12 protein-coding genes are annotated in these 13,831 nt (G+C 64.9%); 8 read left to right on the top strand and 4 right to left on the bottom strand.

Annotated elements, in window-relative coordinates; genetic code table 11:
* The first annotated feature begins 246 nt into the window (after positions 1 to 246).
* The 3 genes from N5A93_RS16085 to N5A93_RS16075 all read left to right on the top strand — a co-directional run bounded on the left by N5A93_RS16085 (position 247) and on the right by N5A93_RS16075 (position 5,033).
* Entirely contained in the window at positions 247 to 762 is a 516-nt protein-coding gene (locus N5A93_RS16085) for a hypothetical protein (protein WP_268956116.1), read from the top strand.
* A 569-nt stretch (positions 763 to 1,331) separates the two neighbouring features.
* A complete protein-coding gene (locus N5A93_RS16080; protein WP_268956115.1) occupies positions 1,332 to 1,832 on the top strand; it encodes a hypothetical protein in 501 nt (166 codons plus the stop codon).
* Between the two features lie 12 nt (positions 1,833 to 1,844).
* The gene (locus tag N5A93_RS16075) at positions 1,845 to 5,033 is read left to right on the top strand and encodes a Hint domain-containing protein (RefSeq protein ID WP_328406974.1); all 3,189 of its coding nucleotides are present in this window, start codon (positions 1,845 to 1,847) and stop codon (positions 5,031 to 5,033) included.
* A 144-nt stretch (positions 5,034 to 5,177) separates the two neighbouring features.
* Here the strand turns inward: N5A93_RS16075 and N5A93_RS16070 are convergent, their stop codons facing one another.
* Positions 5,178 to 6,209: an NAD(P)/FAD-dependent oxidoreductase gene (locus tag N5A93_RS16070; protein ID WP_268956119.1), complete on the bottom strand. Its 1,032-nt coding sequence runs from the start codon at positions 6,207 to 6,209 to the stop codon at positions 5,178 to 5,180.
* Between the two features lie 130 nt (positions 6,210 to 6,339).
* Between N5A93_RS16070 and mnmC2 the strand changes: the two genes are divergently transcribed.
* Positions 6,340 to 7,014 (top strand): tRNA (5-methylaminomethyl-2-thiouridine)(34)-methyltransferase MnmC2, encoded by a 675-nt coding sequence (mnmC2, locus tag N5A93_RS16065; protein WP_268956114.1) that lies wholly within the window; start codon positions 6,340 to 6,342, stop codon positions 7,012 to 7,014.
* The gene (locus tag N5A93_RS16060; protein WP_268956113.1) at positions 7,011 to 7,892 is read left to right on the top strand and encodes a DMT family transporter; all 882 of its coding nucleotides are present in this window, start codon (positions 7,011 to 7,013) and stop codon (positions 7,890 to 7,892) included. Before mnmC2 ends, N5A93_RS16060 begins: the two co-directional genes overlap by 4 nt.
* Here N5A93_RS16060 and N5A93_RS16055 read toward each other — a convergent pair.
* A complete protein-coding gene (locus N5A93_RS16055) occupies positions 7,889 to 9,892 on the bottom strand; it encodes a lytic transglycosylase domain-containing protein (protein WP_268956112.1) in 2,004 nt (667 codons plus the stop codon). The two genes, N5A93_RS16060 and N5A93_RS16055, sit on opposite strands and share 4 nt — an antisense overlap.
* A 157-nt stretch (positions 9,893 to 10,049) precedes the next feature.
* On the opposite strand from N5A93_RS16055, the gene dapA reads away from it, so the two are divergent.
* Positions 10,050 to 10,925 (top strand): 4-hydroxy-tetrahydrodipicolinate synthase, encoded by an 876-nt coding sequence (dapA, locus tag N5A93_RS16050; protein ID WP_268956111.1) that lies wholly within the window; start codon positions 10,050 to 10,052, stop codon positions 10,923 to 10,925.
* Between the two features lie 40 nt (positions 10,926 to 10,965).
* Here the strand turns inward: dapA and N5A93_RS16045 are convergent, their stop codons facing one another.
* Both N5A93_RS16045 and cobU read right to left on the bottom strand, forming a co-directional pair.
* Entirely contained in the window at positions 10,966 to 11,538 is a 573-nt protein-coding gene (locus N5A93_RS16045) for a histidine phosphatase family protein (RefSeq protein ID WP_268956110.1), read from the bottom strand.
* Positions 11,535 to 12,056, bottom strand: coding sequence for a bifunctional adenosylcobinamide kinase/adenosylcobinamide-phosphate guanylyltransferase (gene cobU / locus N5A93_RS16040; protein ID WP_268956109.1), 522 nt, complete (start codon positions 12,054 to 12,056; stop codon positions 11,535 to 11,537). The genes N5A93_RS16045 and cobU overlap by 4 nt, the downstream gene beginning before the upstream one ends.
* Before the next feature lie 106 nt (positions 12,057 to 12,162).
* Here cobU and N5A93_RS16035 point away from each other — a divergent pair, with 106 nt between their 5' ends.
* Both N5A93_RS16035 and N5A93_RS16030 read left to right on the top strand, forming a co-directional pair.
* Positions 12,163 to 13,044 carry an RNA polymerase factor sigma-32 gene (locus tag N5A93_RS16035; RefSeq protein WP_268956108.1) on the top strand — a complete coding sequence of 294 codons (882 nt, stop codon included), beginning with the start codon at positions 12,163 to 12,165 and terminating at the stop codon, positions 13,042 to 13,044.
* Positions 13,041 to 13,820, top strand: a complete 780-nt coding sequence (locus N5A93_RS16030) for a ChaN family lipoprotein (protein WP_268956107.1) — start codon at positions 13,041 to 13,043, stop codon at positions 13,818 to 13,820. The genes N5A93_RS16035 and N5A93_RS16030 overlap by 4 nt, the downstream gene beginning before the upstream one ends.
* Positions 13,821 to 13,831: the final 11 nt, after the last annotated feature.

The raw sequence follows: 13,831 nt of genomic DNA, 5'->3' as shown, positions 1-13,831 counted from the left end.
CGCCCCAACATGGCCATCGGCGGCATGACACCCGCCATGAAGCTGAAAACAGCCGCCTGAATTCTACGGCTGAACCCCATCAAAAATGGGGGGATTACCGAGGGGGCTGACTTTCAGTTGAGCGGAAGATCTGGCTCCATCCGAGCGACTAAAATCGGCCAATGGCGGTTTGGAGGTCAGATTGACCTTCTTGCTTTCTTAGTGCCTACCATTGCTCTTGGAAGTAAGGGGTTCAGGAGATGCAAAATGGGCGCGATAGAAGGTGTGCCGTTATTACTCTCAGCGGCAGAGGCGAAAGCACGGAAGTTCGACGAAGACATTTCTGAATTGCACAAGCTCATGGACGAACAAGGTGGACAAACCGTTTTTGTAAATGGTCTACGAGTGGCCGTTATTCAGATGGAAATGGCCGCTGTCGGTGTCTTTTCTCTCTTTGAGGCGCGGATGCAGCCCTATTTTCCAAACGGCCCATTTTTTAAGTCGCTAAGAACGCACCTATTCGATGCCGATCAGCCTGACCTCGCGAACGATGTTTGGAATTACTACTTGGCCGTGAACGTGCTGAAACACGGACAGGGTACAAGTTATGAAGAACTAATTAAAAGCCCTGAACTTCCATTTATAATTAAACGGCCAGATAGCTTCTTTTTCAACGAAGGTGACGTAGCAGAACCGGAAGGCCTGATACACGTAACCGCTCCGGGTTTCTTTCATGGGCTTATTGAGACGCTAAACCGAGTATACGGGTTCCTCGTAAGTTGATAGTTGCTGAAAGGAGTTTTTTCCAACTTGAGTCAATCAACTCATTGACTACTCCAAGGCTAAATCCCACCCCCTCACCCGTCCCCCAAAACGCCGGAGCAAGAGCCGCTACCGCGTTTCGCTTGGGGAAGGGCTGCGTCATGCCACCCGTGACGGAAACCCTGCCGTCGCCGTGAGTGACCACTTTCCACCCCTTGTTCGACATCACCCAGATCATGCGATCGTCGCTTGATGTCGGCTTTCAGGCAGAGGCCATCCCCCTATGATCGAGGCGAGGTCGGCAAGCGCCCCTCGTGCCGCTCGTCAAAAATACCGGCCCTATCAGCGGGCGACTATCTGCAGGCGACACGCGTTCCGAACCATTCACGGCGCGGCTGCAAGTCATGAAGGCAGAGTTTCTTCCTAAAAAAGCCATCAAATCGGTCGTTTCACAGCTCATTAAGCTGCGAACCGTAAACTTTGACCGCTCTTTTGTGGCTCGGTCGTCACGAACGGGGCGTTGGCACTTGCGCCGTCAACGGGTGCGTACACCGAGTAAAGAGTAGACAGAGTAAAGAGTAGCGCGAGAAATGGTCACCGTTTTCGAAGCAACCGTTACCGGAACATTCGACGATACCGGCACCTTCACGATCTTCAAGAACGGCGCCCTGATCGGGTCGCAGGACTTTGGCACCGGGGCGGCCCCCAATGACGTGCCACATATCGAAAGCCTGATTGGCGATTCCTCCTTTGCCGCGGACGATCCTCTGACCGGAACGGTGAGTTCGTTCGACGGGACAGACCAGGCCGAGGTGCTGAATGCCTCGGACCCGAATGCTGCGGACAGTCTTGCAGGCGACGACGGCGGCGGCAGCGGCGATGCGGGCCGCGATCTTGCCATCGGAGGTGCCGGGGCCGACCCGATCGACGGCAGGGCCGGTGCCGGTTCCTCGCTACGCCCGTCAAAAGTGCTCTCCCGGACTGCTGTCGCCATGCGCACCCGCGGCGGTCTTCGGCCGCGCACAGCCGGGCTCACGCCGTCACTCTTGTCCTGCTCGGCTCGGACCGCAGCATGTGCAGGTAACTCATAAGGAGTTTCGACAATGTCCACGATTTCAGGTCGCGTTACACTAGACCAAAACCGAGACTTTACGGAACGCGATGGCAACGGCGGGTTCGACCCCGGGATCGAAGGTATCGTTGTCGAACTGCGGAACGAATTTGGCGTTACGATCGCGACGACGACCACCGATGCAACGGGTCGATATACCTTTGACGGCCTTGCGGACGGCTTCTATTCGCTTCGATTCCCGACAGCCATCGGCAGTGCAACGCTTGCACCGGACAATCGTGGCGGCGACATCAACTCCGACAGTGATGCCTTTTCTGACGGCGTGACGGCCACATACCAGGTTCCGGCCAGCGGTAACGGAGAGTCCCTGAATGAAATCGATGTAAGCTACGGCACTTACAGCGCGTCCGCTGCCGACGGTATCGTCGGCGGGGCCGAGACGGGCGAGTTCATGCCGGTTGGTTACTTCGACAGCCAGGGCGACCTGATCACCGAAGGCGACGACGTCATCTTCGGCAATGGCGGCGATGACGACATCCGGGCCGGTGGCGGCGACGACTTCGTCTCGGGTGGCCTCGACAACGACTTCATCGATGGCGGCGCCGGGAACGACACCCTCAACGGCGACGAGGGCAACGACGACATCCGCGGCGGCGAGGGCAACGACCAGCTCTTCGGTGGCGATGGCGACGACTTCCTCGACGGCGGCACGGGCAACGACACGATTAGCGGCGGCGATGGCAACGACGACCTGCGCGGCGGCGACGGCGACGACCAGCTGTTCGGCGGGACCGGCGCTGACCAGATCATAGGCGGAGCAGGCAACGACACGATCGGCGTTGTCAGCGCCGCCGAGGGCGCGGGCGATACGGTCTTCGGCGGCGCGGAAGGCACCACCGACAACGACGTGCTCGACCTGCGCGGCGCAGGGGCCGTGACGATCACCCAAGAGGCCGATCCGAACGATGAGGGTGCCACGAGGGGCACGGTCACCTTCGGCGATGGCTCGACCCTGGCCTTCGAGGGGATCGAAACGATCCTTTCGGACCCCGACGGTGTCGTGGACGGGGCCGAGACGGGCGAGTTCATGCCCGTCGGCTATGACGATACGCAGGGCGACCTGATCACCGAGGGCGACGACGTCATCTTCGGCAATGGCGGCGATGACGACATCCGGGCCGGTGGCGGCGACGACTTCGTCTCGGGTGGCCTCGACAACGACTTCATCGACGGCGGCGCCGGGAACGACACCCTCAACGGCGACGAGGGCAACGACGACATCCGCGGCGGCGAGGGCAACGACCAGCTCTTCGGTGGCGATGGCGACGACTTCCTCGACGGCGGCACGGGCAACGACACGATTAGCGGCGGCGATGGCAACGACGACCTGCGCGGCGGCGACGGCGACGACCAGCTGTTCGGCGGGACCGGCGCTGACCAGATCATAGGCGGAGCAGGCAACGACACGATCGTCGCTAGCAGTGCCGCCGAGGGCGCGGGCGATACGGTCTTCGGCGGCGCGGAAGGCACCACCGACAACGACGTGCTCGACCTGCGCGGCGCAGGGGCCGTCACGATCATCCAGGAGGCCGATCCGAACGATGATGGTGCCACCCGAGGCACGGTCACCTTCGGCGATGGCTCGACCCTTACCTTCGAGGGGATCGAAACGATCCTTTCGGACCCCGACGGTATCGTGGACGGGGCCGAGACCGGAGAATCCATGCCCGTGGGCTATTCGGATGATCAGGGCGACCTGATCACCGAAGGTGCCGACACGATTTTCGGCAATGGTGGTGATGACACGATTGACGCAGGCGGCGGCGACGATTCGGTTTCGGGCGGCGACGGTGATGATATTGTCGATGGCGGTTCTGGCAATGACACCATAAGCGGCGACGACGGCAATGACGATCTGAGCGGCAACTTCGGCGATGATCAAATCTTTGGCGGCGCCGGCAACGACCTGCTGAGTGGCGGCGACGGAAACGATACGCTTTCCGGTGGCCTCGATGACGACATCCTCTTCGGCGATGCAGGCAATGACAGCCTTTCGGGCGACGAGGGCGATGATTTCATTCTGGGTGGAACCGGTAACGACATCCTGGACGGTGGCGACGGCAACGACGACCTTGATGGCGGCGCGGATGACGATGTGCTGCTCGGCGGCGATGGCAATGACACGCTTGATGGTGGCGATGGCAGCGATACCCTGGACGGCGGCGCGGGGAATGACACCATCCTCGGCGGTGATGGCGATGATACGATAGACGGCGGAACCGGCAACGATTTCATCGAGGGAGGCCTGGGCGACGACCAGCTGACCGGCGGCGACGGCAACGATTACTTCTTCTACATGCCCGGTGACGGGCTGGACACGATTACCGATTTCAACACCGGCAATACAGGTTCGCTCAATGACGGCGACCCCAACAACAACGATTTCATCGATCTGTCGGGGTATTACGATCACATCTCCGAGCTCTATGCAGACCAGGCCGACGATGGTGTCCTGAACCAGTCCAACACGCTGGATACGCGCGGGAACACCGTCGACTATTCGGATAACACGCAGTTTGACACCAACGGCACGCCGAACGACGAAGGCATCCAATTCACGGGTGCAACCGCTGACAACACCTTCTTTACCTCCGAAAACACGGGCGTCGTCTGTTTCACATCAGGCACTTTGATCGCCACACCCAAAGGCGAGGTCCGGATTGAAACACTCAAACCCGACGATCTTGTGCTGACTCGCGATAACGGGCCGCAGCCCCTGATCTGGATCGGTCAACGTCACGTTGGCCCTGCGGAACTCGCGCAGAATGAAAAGCTGCGCCCCATCGAAATCAAACCAACGCTGATCCAGTCTCATTCCCCTTTGGTCGTGTCCCGTCAGCACGGAGTGTTGTTGCGCTTGGATGGGGAAGAAACTCTGGTGCGCGCGATTCATCTGACAAAGTTGCCGCGTTCGGGGACGCGTATCATGCACGGCTGTCGTGGCGTGACCTATTTCCACCTGGTTTTCGAGGCGCATCAGGTCATCTTCGCCGAAGGCGCCCCCTCCGAAAGCTTCTACCCAGGTCCGCAAGCGCTCAGTTCCTTGGCGGCACCCGCCCGCGACGAACTTCTGACTCTGTTTCCGACCTTGCCTTGCGAACTCGTACGGGATTTCGCGCACTTAAAGGGATTAAGCGAAGCCGTTTTGCAGGCGGGATGACCTCCCGCCAATGCCGCGCTATGCAGGAATGTCGCGCTCGGGGCCGCACCCCCACGCGCGGAATCAAGCCAAAGGCGCCGCGCGAGTGCCAGATCTTCCCACGGTCTGGCCATCGCGCGCCTTGCTCCTGTCAGATGCCGACGCCTAGAACGACGCCTCGGGGCGGAAGCCCTCGGGGATGGTGTCGACTCCGTCGAGCACGAGGTCGGCCATCACCTGCCCGACCTTGGGGGCCATGCCGAAGCCGATCTTGAATCCGCCATTGGCGATGAACTGCCCTTGATGGATCGGATGCGCCCCCAGCATCGGTGCGCGTGAGCGGGTGCGCGGGCGCAGGCCGGCCCAGCGGCCGATCACCGGAGCGTCGGCGAGGGCGGGCACCGCCGCGCGGGCGCGGGCGATCACGTCATCGAGCAGCGCATCGGTGGCGGAGGGGTCGTCGAAGTCGCGCTCGGAGGTGGAGCCGATGGCGGTGGTGCCGTTCTCGTGGGGGATCACATGGATCGCGTCGGCGAAAAGCTGTGGCTGGTTCGGGGCGGCGAAGTCGAGCACCGCGCCCTGCCCCTTGACGGCGCTGCCGACGATGCGGTGGTGATGTGCGTTCAGCTCCTCGAGCCCGGCGATTCCGGTGGCCCAGACCACCGCGCCCGAGGGGGTGCCCGAGGTCTGCACCTCGCCGCCCCTGGCGCGGATGGCGGCCGTGAGGGCCGCGCCCGCCTGACGGGGGTGCATGCGGGCGCTGAGCGTGTCGCGGATGAGCCAGCCGGTCGGCGTGAGCGGCGCCCAGTCAAGCCCGTCGGCGCGGATCACCTGCCAGTCTGCCTGCCCTTGCCAGAGGGTCTGCGCATTGATGGTGCGCACGCGCGCCAGTTCGAGCGCGTGATCGTCGGCGACGGGTTGCAGGCGGCCAAGGCGGGCATAGCCCGGAGAGAGGCCCGAGGCCGCCTGGACTTCGGCCCAGAAGGGCGCGGCCATGAGCAGGCTTTCAAGCTGGAACGCCTTCTTGTCGTTCCAGTTTTCCGGCACATGCGGGGCGAGCGCGCCGACGACGCCGTTTGAAGCGCCCTGCCCCGGCCCGTTGGGGTCGATCACGCGCACGCGCGCGCCGCGCTGAAGGCAGGACCAGGCCACCGAGAGGCCGAAGATGCCCGCGCCCATCACCGTCACGTCGACCATTGCCATTCCCTTTTGCGCCCTGCATTGTCGGCGGCGTTATGGCACAGGCAGGCGCCCGTGCCCATGCCAAGCGCGGTGCGGCAGAAAGATGCGCCCGCGCGCCATCAGCAAGGACGATCCGGGACGAGGCATGACTGATTTGGCCGATCTGGAATGGCGCGACGGGGGCGTGCCGGTCTCGACACGGTTCGAGGACCCGTATTACAGCCTCGAGGACGGGCTGGCCGAGACACGGCATGTGTTTCTGGCGGGCAACGGGCTGCCGGAGCGGTTTTGCGACGGGTTTCATGTGGGAGAGCTGGGGTTCGGCACGGGGCTGAACCTGTTGGCGAGCATCGCGGCCTGGCGCGCGGCAGGGATCGGCGGGGTGCTGCGCTTCACCAGTTTCGAGGCGTACCCGATGGGCGCCGAGGACATGATCCGCGCGCAGGCGGGATTTCCCGAACTGGCCGGGATCGCCGACACGCTGGCCGCTCATTGGCGCAGAGGCGCGCAAGTGATCACCCTGCCGGAGCTGGAGTTTCGCCTGATCCTGGGCGATGCGCGCGAGACGCTGCCCGCATGGCAGGGCTGCGCCGATGCGTGGTTCCTTGACGGGTTCTCGCCCGCGAAGAATCCGGCGCTTTGGGAAGACGGGTTGATGGGGGAGGTTGCAGCGCATACTGCGCCGTATGGAACGGCGGCGACCTATACCGCCGCCGGCTTCGTGCGCCGGGGGCTGGCGGCGGCGGGGTTTGAAGTGGAGCGGATTCCGGGATACGGGCGCAAGAGGCACATGACGCGCGCCCGGAAAGGCACCCGATGACCGAACAGAACACCCGCCTTGGCATCATGCTGATGGTGACCACGACATTCATCTTTGCGGTGCAGGACGGAATCTCGCGGCATCTGGCGGGGGAATACAACGTGCTGATGGTGGTGATGATCCGCTATTGGTTCTTTGCCGCCTTCGTGATGTCGGTGGCGGCGCGCAAGGCGGGTGGGTTGCGCGCGGCGGCGGCGACGGCGCAGCCCTTGGTGCAGGGGTTTCGCGCGGTGCTGCTGGTGGCGGAGATTTGCGTCATGATCTTCGGCTTTACCCTGCTGGGGCTGGTGGAAAGCCACGCGGTCTTTGCCTGTTACCCGCTGCTGATCGCGGCGCTGTCCGGCCCGGTGCTGGGCGAGAGCGTGGGCTGGCGGCGATGGGCGGCGATCGGGGTCGGCTTCGTCGGGGTGATCATCATCCTCGAGCCCGGTTTCGGGGTGTTTCAGCCGCAGGCGGTGGTGCCCTTGATGGCGGCGTTCATGTTCGCGCTTTATGGGTTGCTCACGCGCTATGTGGCGCGCAAGGACAGCGCGGCGACCTCGTTCTTCTGGACCGGCACGGTGGGGTCGGTGGCGATGACGGCGGTGGGCGCCTGGTTCTGGGAGCCGATGATCGCCCCGGACTGGGGCTGGATGGCGTTATTATGCGTGACCGGAGCGCTGGGGCATTTCACGCTGATCAAATGCTACGAGGTGGCCGAGGCCAGTTCGGTGCAGCCCTTCGCCTATCTGCAACTGGTCTTCGCCAGCGCGCTGGGGTTGTTGGTGTTCGGCGAGACGATCCGCGCCAATGTGGCCTTCGGCGCGGCGCTGATCGTGGGGGCGGGGCTGTTCGCGCTCTGGCGCCAGCGCCAGCGGCAGAAAAAGGCGGCGCGCTAATCCGAGGGCGCCAGCAGCGTCGCGCCTTTCAGTTCCTCGGTGAAGGGCACGGGATGAGGCTGGCGGCCAAGGCGGGCGCGGTAGATGGGCAGGCTTTCGGCGACCCGCATCACGTAGTTGCGGGTTTCGCGGAAGGGGATGTGTTCGATCCAGTCGATCACGTCGATCTCCTCGGCGCGCGGATCGCCCCTGTCCTCCATCCAGCGTATCGGGCGCCCCGGCCCGGCATTGTAGCCCGCTGACATCAGCACCACGTTGCCCCCGAAACGCCCGGCCAGACCGGCCAGATAGGCCGAACCCAGCCGGGCATTATAGCGCCAGTCATTGAGCACGCGGGAAGGGCTGTGATCGCCAAGGCCCAGTTCACGGGCCATGTCGGAGGCGGTGCCGGGCATGAGCTGCATCAGCCCCATCGCGCCCGCCCCGCTGACCACCCGGTGATCGAATTCGCTTTCGCGCCGCGCGATCGCGAGGGCCAGTTCCATCGGCGCGGCAAGGTCCATTTCGGCCATCGGGTGCAGCGCGTAGTAAGGCCCCGGCAGCACGATGCCGCGCCGCGCTGCCGTCTTGCCCAGCATCACCTGAAGATGCGGCTGCCCCAGATCCTGCGCCATCGCGCCCATCTGGCCCAGGCCCTCGCGGTCCTGGGTGCCGGCAAGATGGGTGAAGAAGCGCTCGGCCAGATTGAGATCGCCCGCCGCCAGCGCCAGCACCGCCGCCTTGTGCAAGGCCCCGGAAGCGAAGGGCGCGGCGCGCCAGTCGGGAAACGTCTCGTCCCCGGCAAGGGCGGGGTCGGCAGGCAGGCCGGCGCGTTCGGCGGCGAGCAGCCCGTAGAAGCTGCTCTGATGAGTGGCGCCCTGCGCATAGGCGATGGCCGCGCCCTCGGGGTCGCCCGCCGCATCGAGCGCGCGGCCGATCCAGTACCCGGCGCGCCCCAGCGAGATCGGAGTGTCGACAGCCCCGCGAAATCGCTGGAAATGGTCGAGCGCGAGATCGGGGTCGTCAAGATGGCGGAGCGCAATATAGCCCGAGAGCCATTCGAGATCGGCGAAGGATGCGCCCTGGACGAGCCGGTGCCGTGAGGCGAGCGCATAGGCGGTCTGCGGGTCGCCGTCGCGCATCCGGGCGCGCGCAAGGTAGCGCCGCCAGCCCGCCCAGCGATCGGGTTCGCCCAGCCCCGCCTCGGCGCGGCTCTGGCGCAGGATCACGGCGATGGCATCATCGCTGCGACCCCGGTCGATATGGCGGTTGAAGAGAGCGTGATTGATCAGCGGGTCGGCGCGCAGATCGTCAGGCAGGCTGTCGAGATAGGCATCAAGGCCGCTGTCGCCGTCCTCGATCATGCGCCGGGCCCTGGCGACGCGGCGGCGATCCTCGGACACGAGCGGCGCCATCTGTTCGGCGTCACGCAGCCCGCGCCAGAGCGTCATGTTGAAACGCGCCTCGTGATGCGGCGCGAGCAAATCGCCATGCAACCCGATGAAGGCGGTGTGTTCGGCCTCGGTCAGGTCCATGGTCAGCCATGCCAGCGCCAGTGTCGCCTCGGCCTCGCCTGCGCGGTCATTGGCGAAGAGCGCGCGCGCGCGGCTGAGCGCCCCCTTGCCGGTCTGGGGCAGCGCGCCGCCGTCGTAAAAGGCGAGGATCTGGATATCCGTGGCGCCGCTCATGGTTTCCTCGTTCTGGCGGCGCAGATAGTCGAGGCCGGGCCAGTCGGGATAGGCATCGAGAAAGGCCAGAATCTCGTCCGGCGTGCCGCGCCCGTCGCTGAGGCGATACCATTCGATCAACGCCGAGGCTGCGGGGCCGTCGCGTTCGGCCAGCCGTGCGGCCACGTCCCAGCGGTCGGCCTTCATGGCGTGAAAGGCGCTGGCCAGAGGGCGCGGCGCATCGGCGGCGGCGGCGGCGGGCGGCACGAGACCCGCAAACCCGCCAGCGGCTCCCCCGGCGATCACAGCAACAATCCAGATAACAAGGCCACGACCGCGCAACATCTCTTGCATTTCCTGCTTTGGCGAAGGATAGACAGCGCCAGCCTATGCATGTGCGGCCAAACCGTCCATTCACAAACTTGGCAGCCCTGCAACATCCCGCTAGGGTCCGCGCGGCAAAAGGTAGGGCGCGTTGGATCGCCCGCAAGCGAAACGAGAGGAGCGTGTCATGTTCAAAGGATCTTTTCCTGCCCTGGTCACGCCGTTCAAGAACGGCGAGCTGGATCTGGACACGCTCAAGAAACTTGTCGAATGGCATATCGGCGAAGGCAGCAACGGCCTTGTGCCGGTGGGCACGACCGGCGAAAGCCCGACCCTGACCCATGAGGAACACGAATGCGTCGTGCGCGAAGTGGTGCGCGCGGTGAACGGGCGCATTCCGGTCATCGCCGGGGCGGGCAGCAACAACACGCTGGAATCGATCCGCTTCATGCAGCACGCCAAATCGGTGGGCGCGGATGCCGCGCTGGTGGTGACGCCCTATTACAACAAGCCCACGCAACAGGGCATGATCGCGCATTTCACCGCGCTGCATGATTGCTGCGATCTGCCGATCATCATCTACAATATTCCCAGCCGCTCGGTGGTGGACATGACGCCCGAGACCATGGGCAAACTGGCGCAGATGCCGCGCATCATCGGGGTGAAGGACGCGACCGGCGATCTGGCGCGCGTCAGCCAGCAGCGCATCGCCTGCGGCAAGGATTTCGTGCAGATCTCGGGCGAGGACGCCACCGCGCACGGCTTCAACGCGCAGGGCGGCGTCGGGGTGATCTCGGTCACGGCGAATGTCGCGCCCCGGCTGGTGGCAGATGTGCAGAAGGCCACGCTTGAAGGCGACTACGCCAAGGCGCTGGAATTGCAGGACAGGCTGATGCCGTTGCATCAGGCGATCTTTACCGAACCGGGGCTGGTGGGCGTGAAATACGCCATGTCGCGACTGGGCCTGTGCAGCGAGGAGGTGCGCTCACCGTTGATCGGGCTGAGCGATCCCACGCGCGCGCTGGTCGATGACGGGCTGCGCCATGCGGGGCTGATGAACTGAGGCAGGCCGGTCAGGCAGGCGGGCCGGGCGCGCCCCGCGCCTAGGGGAGGTGGTTGATCCGCTGCGCCTGCCAGCCGTCGCCCTGCCAATGCAGTTCGGTCACCGACAGGTTGTCGATCTTGTGCGAGAACGCCTGATAGGCGGAGACGCGCAGCGCCTGTTGCACCTGTGTCAGGATCGCGCCGAAATGGGCGACGGCGATGATGTCGCGCCCCGGATGGGCGGCGCGCAGGCGGGCAATGGCCCGATTGACGCGGGCGCTGACCTCGTGCCAGCTTTCGCCGCCCGGTGCGCGCGCATCGCCCGGATTGTCCCAGAAGGCGCGCAGCCGGTCCTGATCGGGGACGCTGTCGAAGGCCTGCAATTCCCAGTCGCCGAAATTGATTTCGCGCAGGTCCGGGTCATGCGCCAGCCGCATCCGGTTGCCCGCGATGGCATCGGCGGTGGCGCTGGCGCGCTGAAGGTCGGAGGACACGACCAGCGCCCCGGCGGGCAGATGCGCCGCAAGCCGCGCAATGCGCGCGCTGTCGCTCAGATCGGCGGGCAGGTCGGACCAGCCGACCATCGCCCTGGCATGGGTCGGCCCGTGGCGGACCCAGTGAATCCGGCTCATGGCAGCGCGCCTTTCAGCACCTGCGGCAGGCCGGAGACCACGTTGACCACCAGATCGGATCTGGCGGCGAGTTTCTGGTTCAACTCGCCCTGAAGCTGGCGAAATCGCCGCGCCAGCGCGTTTTCGGGCACGACGGAAAGCCCCAGCTCGTTCGAGACGATCACCACCGGCGCGGCGCAGAGCGCAAGACCCGCCATCAGTTCGGCCTCGGCCTGTTCCAGGTCGCTGTCCGCCAGAAGGTGATTGCTGAGCCACATGGTCGCGCAGTCGATCAGCACCGCCTGATCGCCGCCGATCGCGGCCAGCGCGCGCCCCGGATCGGTCGGGGCTTCGATGGTGCGCCAGCCCTGGCCGCGCAAATCGCGGTGGCGGGCGATCTTGGCGCGCATCTCGTCGTCATGGGCCTCGGCGGTGGCCAGGTAGACGCGCCCGCGCCCCGCCCCCGTCACGAGGGATTCGGCAAAGGCGGTCTTGCCGCTGGCGGCGCCTCCTAAAATAAACGTGAGCCGGGGAAGCATCTGTTTCGTTCCCATTTTGATCTGATATGGTCGGTCCTGCGTAACAGCTCCTGTAAGACCGCAAAAGGACCAAACTCACCGCGGCCCGACAGGTTGGAGAGCCAATATGGCACTTGATGCACCTAATGGAAGCAGCAGCATGTCACGCAAGGCGATGCGCGCCGAATTGCTGGATGCCGAAACCGAATTGAAACTCGCCTATGCGTGGCGCGACGAGCGCGACGAAGAGGCCCTGCACCGTCTGATCAACGCCTATATGCGGCTGGCGATCTCGATGGCGGCAAAGTTCAAGCGATACGGCGCGCCGATGAACGACCTCATACAGGAGGCCGGGCTGGGCCTTATGAAGGCCGCCGACAAGTTCGACCCGGACCGTGGCGTCAGGTTTTCGACCTATGCGGTCTGGTGGATCAAGGCCAGCATCCAGGATTACGTGATGCGCAACTGGTCGATGGTGCGCACCGGATCCACCAGCAGCCAGAAATCGCTGTTCTTCAACATGCGCCGGGTGCAGGCCCGCATCGAGCGCGAGGCGATGGCGCGGGGCGAGGAGCTGGACGGGCACCAGTTGCGCGAGACGATCGCGCGCGAAGTGGGTGTGCCGCTGCGCGATGTCGAGATGATGGAAGGGCGGCTGTCGGGCAGTGATTTTTCGCTGAATGCGACGCAATCCTCGGAGGATGAGGGCCGCGAGTGGATCGACACGATCGAGGACGGAGGGCCGCGCGGCGACGAGCTGGTCGAGCGCGATCACGACCTTGGCGCCTTGCGCGACTGGCTGCGCGAGGCGATGCAGATCCTCAATGAGCGCGAGCGCTTCATCGTGCGCGAACGCAAGCTGCGCGACGCGCCGCGAACGCTGGAAAGCCTGGGCCAGGAGCTGAGTCTGTCCAAGGAGCGGGTGCGCCAGCTGGAAGCGGCGGCGTTCCAGAAGATGCGAAAGCATCTTGAACGCCATGGCGCGGAGGTGCAAAGCCTGCTGGCATGAAAACCCTGTTCGCCGCCGCGCTGGCGCTTTGCCTTCCTTCCGCTGCCGCCCTGGCCCAGGACGTGCTGATCCTGGGCGAGGTGCATGACAACCCCGCCCATCACGAGGTGCAGGCTAAGATGGTCGCCGCCTTCGCGCCAAGGGCGCTGGTCTTCGAGATGCTGACCCCGGCGCAGGCCGAGGCAGTGACGCCCGGCAACCGGAATGACCGCGCGGCACTTGCCGAGGCGCTTGACTGGGAAGGTTCGGGCTGGCCGGATTTCGCGCTTTATCACCCGATCTTCACCGCCGCGCCCGAGGCGCGCATCTTTGGCGCGCAGGTGCCGCGCGAAGCGGCGCGCAAGGTGTTCGAGGACGGTCCTGGCGTGGTTTTCTCGGGCGATGGCGCGGCTTACGGGCTGACCGACCCGCTGCCCGAGCAAGAGCAGGCGGCACGGGAGGCCTTGCAGATGGAGGCCCATTGCGACGCCCTGCCCGAGGCGATGCTGCCGGGCATGGTGGCGGTGCAGCGCCTGCGCGATGCGGAACTGGCGCATGGCGTGATGCGCGCCATCGAGGCCACGGGCGGGCCGGTGGCGGTGATCACCGGCAATGGCCATGCGCGGCGCGACTGGGGTGTGCCGTCTTATCTTGCGCGCGTCGCGCCCGGTCTTGAGATCAGGGTGATCGGGCAGACCGAGGACGGGCGGGCGCTGGATGGCGGCTTCGACGAGGTGCTGTCGGCCCCGATGGTCGAACGCGAAGACCCCTGCGCGGCTTTCGCCAAGGGCGATTGAGCGGCCTTGTC

Source organism: Roseovarius salincola (assembly GCF_026891095.1).
GTDB classification, from domain to species: Bacteria; Pseudomonadota; Alphaproteobacteria; order Rhodobacterales; family Rhodobacteraceae; genus Roseovarius; species Roseovarius salincola.
This window is presented reverse-complemented; position numbering and strand designations above follow the sequence as displayed.

Excerpts from the sequence above, each read along its gene's own strand:
- N5A93_RS16085 (WP_268956116.1), top strand. The coding sequence starts at position 247 with ATGGGCGCGATAGAAGGTGTGCCGTTATTACTCTCAGCGGCAGAGGCG.
- N5A93_RS16080 (WP_268956115.1), top strand. The coding sequence starts at position 1,332 with ATGGTCACCGTTTTCGAAGCAACCGTTACCGGAACATTCGACGATACC.
- N5A93_RS16075 (WP_328406974.1), top strand. The coding sequence starts at position 1,845 with ATGTCCACGATTTCAGGTCGCGTTACACTAGACCAAAACCGAGACTTT.
- N5A93_RS16070 (WP_268956119.1), bottom strand. The coding sequence starts at position 6,209 with ATGGTCGACGTGACGGTGATGGGCGCGGGCATCTTCGGCCTCTCGGTG.
- mnmC2 (WP_268956114.1), top strand. The coding sequence starts at position 6,340 with ATGACTGATTTGGCCGATCTGGAATGGCGCGACGGGGGCGTGCCGGTC.
- N5A93_RS16060 (WP_268956113.1), top strand. The coding sequence starts at position 7,011 with ATGACCGAACAGAACACCCGCCTTGGCATCATGCTGATGGTGACCACG.
- N5A93_RS16055 (WP_268956112.1), bottom strand. The coding sequence starts at position 9,892 with ATGCAAGAGATGTTGCGCGGTCGTGGCCTTGTTATCTGGATTGTTGCT.
- dapA (WP_268956111.1), top strand. The coding sequence starts at position 10,050 with ATGTTCAAAGGATCTTTTCCTGCCCTGGTCACGCCGTTCAAGAACGGC.
- N5A93_RS16045 (WP_268956110.1), bottom strand. The coding sequence starts at position 11,538 with ATGAGCCGGATTCACTGGGTCCGCCACGGGCCGACCCATGCCAGGGCG.
- cobU (WP_268956109.1), bottom strand. The coding sequence starts at position 12,056 with ATGCTTCCCCGGCTCACGTTTATTTTAGGAGGCGCCGCCAGCGGCAAG.
- N5A93_RS16035 (WP_268956108.1), top strand. The coding sequence starts at position 12,163 with ATGGCACTTGATGCACCTAATGGAAGCAGCAGCATGTCACGCAAGGCG.
- N5A93_RS16030 (WP_268956107.1), top strand. The coding sequence starts at position 13,041 with ATGAAAACCCTGTTCGCCGCCGCGCTGGCGCTTTGCCTTCCTTCCGCT.